Annotated in this window: 4 protein-coding genes and 1 pseudogene; 1 reads left to right on the top strand and 4 read right to left on the bottom strand. The window is 68.6% G+C overall.

Annotated features, from left to right (window positions below; all coding sequences use genetic code 11):
- On the top strand, positions 1–207 hold a 207-nt coding region (locus L0P92_RS42350), incomplete at its 5' end, for a GyrI-like domain-containing protein (RefSeq protein ID WP_234768467.1).
- 370 nt (positions 208–577) lie between these two features.
- On the opposite strand, the gene L0P92_RS42345 is transcribed toward L0P92_RS42350, so the two are convergent.
- The 4 genes and pseudogenes from L0P92_RS42345 to L0P92_RS42330 all read right to left on the bottom strand — a co-directional run bounded on the left by L0P92_RS42345 (position 578) and on the right by L0P92_RS42330 (position 3,953).
- Positions 578–832: a hypothetical protein gene (locus L0P92_RS42345; protein WP_234768466.1), complete on the bottom strand. Its 255-nt coding sequence runs from the start codon at positions 830–832 to the stop codon at positions 578–580.
- Positions 833–1,013: 181 nt separating this feature from the next.
- Positions 1,014–1,730 (bottom strand): class I SAM-dependent methyltransferase, encoded by a 717-nt coding sequence (locus L0P92_RS42340; RefSeq protein ID WP_234768465.1) that lies wholly within the window; start codon positions 1,728–1,730, stop codon positions 1,014–1,016.
- 189 nt (positions 1,731–1,919) lie between these two features.
- A pseudogene (locus tag L0P92_RS42335) lies at positions 1,920–3,448 on the bottom strand (ISKra4 family transposase).
- A gap of 67 nt (positions 3,449–3,515) precedes the next feature.
- Positions 3,516–3,953, bottom strand: coding sequence for a hypothetical protein (locus L0P92_RS42330; protein ID WP_234768464.1), 438 nt, complete (start codon positions 3,951–3,953; stop codon positions 3,516–3,518).
- Positions 3,954–4,555 lie beyond the last annotated feature (602 nt).

The following is a 4,555-nucleotide window of genomic DNA, read 5'->3' as shown; positions in this document are numbered from 1 at the left end:
TCGCTTCCCGGAGGGCGGGTCGCGCGCCTGACGCACTTCGGGTCGTTCGAGGGTCTCGGGGCCTCCTGGGAACGCCTGCTCTCCTGGATGCAGGCGCGGGGGCTGTCCGCCGGAGAGGACAGGTGGGAGACCTACGTCACGCAGCCCTCCCCGGACATGGACCCGCGTGACCTGCGTACCGAACTCAACTGGCCGGTGGCAGACTGACAGACTTGGGGATTTGAGCGCCGGCTCCAGTGCATCACCACTCTGCGGCCAACCGTAATGCTCAGAGTGGCCAACTAGCGTGCTCAGTCACATCAGCTGTGACTGAGCACTTCGGTTGGCCGGTGAGTACGACAGATGGCCACTGAGGTACGGCTCCCGGCGTACCCCGGTCCGACGGATACCCGAGGGCTCAGGACGGCTGTGACGCCGACCGGATGACCACCATTGACCAGTGCCAGTAGGACAGGGCCACTGCGGACGTAAGCCACACCACGCCCAACCACGGGTACGCCGCGGCCCCAGCACAGTCGTCCGGATTGGCTCCGCCCACGCGACACCGTCGCGGCGTCCCGATCGCTGCCTGCACGGGTCAGGCCAGGACCATCGCGGCAACCAGCCCGCTGACAGCTCCGAAACTCCCCGCTCCCGTGCAGCGGTCCCACCGCCTGTCCGGTTCGTGAGGTGCGGGACGGTAGAAGGCAGCGATCTGCAGCGCCAGCGCCGTCCCCAAAGCGAAGCTCAGCCAGTCGTAGCGTCCATCGCCCAACGACAGAGTGATCACTGCGGCCAGGGCGGCCGACCACAACGCTGCCTGATCGATGGCTCCCCTGTTCAGCCCTGTCACCAAGCCCTCCCCGAGCCCTGTCGTCTTGCCTGGGAAGACTAGGGATGGAGGAGGCCTGCAGACCTCAATACGTCACGGAGTACGCCCATTGGGGTACCCCCGGGCAAGCTCAACGCGATGTCATCGCTGTGACTGACGCGCGGTCGCCCGATTCGGGTGGGGCCTCGCGAACCCACCCGAATCAGCAGAACGGTCGGAACTCCTTGAAGTCCGGCGTCGGGCGCGGATCGGGCAGCCGGTAGGCGCCGGTCCGCGGCCGACCGCTGGCCGGGTCAGCAGTCCCGTCGGCCAGAGCGCCTGGTATCGGACGCCACCCCAGATTGGTCTCGAAGTACGCCACGGCAGCGGCGACCGATGGCCACCAGACATCGTCGAGCAGCACGACGCCGCCAGGTCGGACGATCTCGCCCAGGAAGTGGAGGTCGACGAACACGTTGTGGAAGTGGTGGCTGCCGTCGACGAACGCTGCGTCCACGGCGAAGCCCGCGTCGGCCAACTGAGCAAGGAACCGCTGCGATGGTTCGGTCACCAACTCGGCGATGTCGTCCAGGCCGGCGCTGCGCAGCAGTTCCCACCCGACGCCGTCGTACGCCGTGAACTGGAACGGGTCGATCACCACGTGCCGCGGGTTCCGTGAACCGGTGCGCAGCAGCGCTTCGCCGATCGCCAGCGCCGAGCCGGCATAGGCGAGTCCGATCTCAACGACCGTGCCGACTCTCTCGTCCACCAGGAGGTCACGTACCTGATCACCGTCACGCTCCGGCAGCGTGACGGTGGCGAAGTCCGGACCGCCATCGGGACTCCGCGGCGGGCCGTGCTCGGCGAGCTCGCGACGCACGGCGGCCACTCGATCCGGCCACTCGCCTGCGACTCCGTCCGGTTGCACGATCGAGTTCACCAGGACGCCCCTTCTGCCTGAGGTCACGGGACGTGGCCAACTGTGACACTCAAAGCGGCCAACTGAAGCGCCCCGTCACAGCGATAGTTGGCCATGCGCAGCGATAGTTGGCCCGTGCGAGAGGGTCCTCGTTCGTGCCCGTCACCCGATCCGCGTTGGGTGTAGCTCCGGCTCTGGGAAGTCCGTGGTTCAGGCGGTGAGTTGGTAGTTGTGCTGGTCGGGGGTGGGGTAGAGACGTTCGTGTTCCCGGGCGAGGTGGAAGGTCCAGTACGCGTCGAAGTCGTCGTTGTCGTTCAGGGCGAGGAGTTTGAGGACGGCTTCGGCGCCGGCCAGGCCCCAGCGGGCGCCGGTGATGTCGAGGCGGTCGCCGATCAGGTGGCGGCAGGCGCCCTCGATCGCGCCGGTGGCGATCGGCCAGCCCGCCGCGAGGGCGGTGTCGTAGCCGAGCTGGTCGAGGTGGCCGGTGAGGTAGCCGATGCAGGCGTCAGCGGCCTCGCGTTTCGCTCCGCGCAGGCGGGCCCGGGCACTCTGTGCGGTGATTTCGGCCGCAGCGCGGGCGGCCTGGCCGTGCAGGATGGCGATCAAGTGGCCGGCGACCCAGGCTTCGGCGTCGGCGGTGCCGGGCGGGTGGAAGGCGTGCGCCGCGGTCCACAGGTACTCACTGACGTGCACGATGTCGAGCAGAACGTGCACGGTGACCTGGCGCCGGTCGGCTTCGGCGTGGATGAGGTCGAGCTGGTGGCGGGCGCCGTCGACGAGGACCACCCAGGTGCGCAGGTGGTGAGGGTCGCGGGCCTCGGCCTGGTCGAAGGCGGCGGCGACGGTGTGCTCGGGCGGTGGACGACCGACCCGGTCAGCCATTTCGCCGAGGCTTTCGGCCCCGGCCGGGGTGTTCGTTCGCGGCTGCGGCCGTCGGGCGGGGCGATGATGTCGTGGGGTCGACGGGGCGCCGGATCGGCGTCGAAGGCGCAGGCCAGGGTGGCCATCCGCTTGCGGTGCGGCTTCTCGCCCGGGGCGAGCCGGGTGCGCATCGCCCGCCGGACTGCCCGGTGGGCCTTGAGGGTGGCGGGCCGCAGGGCCTCGGGCCGCATCACGATGCCCCTGCCGTCGAACTGTAGAACCAGGAGGGTGTCGGCGGTCGCCGGCAGCACAATCCGCTGCCGGTAGAAGGCGTCGATGTCCCGGGCCGCCTCGGTGACGAGGTGTTCGGCCTGGCGTTTGCCCAGCACCTTCCCGCACCGCCTCTCGATCGATGCTTTGGCCTGGTCGTAGGAGCCGCGGACAGCCTCGGCGACCGCGAGGCGGCGCAGGCCGTGCGAGTGCCGGCCGGCGGGCAGGGACAGAGCCCGGTCGGCGGGGTGGACGCTGGGCAGCCCCTTCTGCCGCCAGGCGCACCGCTCGACGGTGACGGTGCCGAACACGCAGGCCAGCTCGCGGTGATGACCCGTCTCCCGGTGCGGACGCACCAGCCCGTCTGTCCCGGTCACCACCCCGGCTGTCGGGCGGGGTTGTTCGCGTTCCCGGCGGGCCCGCAGGTCGAGATGGCCCTGGAATAGCAGGCGCAGCAGCTCACGGCCCCGCTCCCCGATCAGCTCTTCCACCTCGTGATGCGCCAGCCGTGCGGTCGCGGGGTCGGCCAAGTCGCCTTGCAGGCAGCCGAAGGCGCTGACTGCGGCAGCGAACTCATCAATGGCATCGAAGGCGTCGTAGGGTTCCATCGCGCTCTTCTTTCTGCACTTCGTTCTGGTTGGCACCTACGAAGGTAGAAAGAAGAGCCTTTATCGTTCAGGGAGTTCGCCCTCTCGCCTCGGCTGTCCGGTGAGCGAGCGCGAACAGCCCGGGCTGGTCCTCTCTCAGCCAGCCCCGCTCCACCAGCCGTTTCAGCTTCCCCCGCGTCCCCTCGACCTTCGCCGTCACCGCCGGCAGCCCGATCCTCGGCACGATCTGCTTGGCCTGCATCGGAGTCGACGCGTCCGCCACGACCTCCACGATGTCGCGGTGCACATCCGGCAGCGCATCCGCCGACAGCCCCTCCCTCCAATGCGGCACCATGATCGCCCCAACCATCCGCACCGGCTGGTCACCGGCCGACGGCTCCACCGGCCGCTCGACGATCGGCGCCTCGTCCGAACCGGACATCTCCGCGACCACCTCGGCCACCGTCTCCCGCGTCACCCGCAGCCTCGACCACGTCTCCCGCTCGGCCTCCAGCCGCGCCGTCAACTCCGCGATCTACGACTCAAGCTCCTCCACCCTCACCCGGGCAGCCGCCTCCCGGGCCTCCAACTCATCGAACAATGAGCCCATCAGAGTCGCCTCCTCCACCGCCACGGTAGAGACGGGACGACCCGAACACACCCCGATCAGCGTTGCCTCGGCTCACGTTCCTTCAGCCGCACCCTTCCTAGATCACCACATTGTGAATGATCGACGGTCAACTGCGAGCAGTCTCCAGCCCTTTCAGCGATGGGGGCCCCTTCCCGAGCACGGACAGCTAACGTGCGGTGCTTGGGCATGGTGTACGGGTTCGAGGAGGCTGTTGTGCGGCGACGTTCTAGCCGAGGGCCAGTCGGCCGTTACCCGAGCGTTCGGCTGAAGCATCGGCTCGACGTGACGCGATTCGGCGACAGCCACATCGAGCAGTACGAGCTACACCCCATCAGCATCGCACGCCTGGACGACGAGCCCGTCCTTGCTGAGCTGACCTGCCCACCGCACCCATCGGCGAATGCACCTGATCAAGCACTACTAGGGTCCGTCTTCAAACGGATCTTGCCCAGAGCAGGAACGATGCGAGGGTGACCGCTGCTTCGTAGGAGGTGGCG

Source organism: Streptomyces muensis (assembly GCF_021474425.1).
In the GTDB taxonomy this organism is placed as follows: Bacteria; Actinomycetota; Actinomycetes; order Streptomycetales; family Streptomycetaceae; genus Streptomyces; species Streptomyces muensis.
Note: the sequence above shows the minus strand (reverse complement) of the source record. Positions and strands in the feature narration are given on the sequence as shown.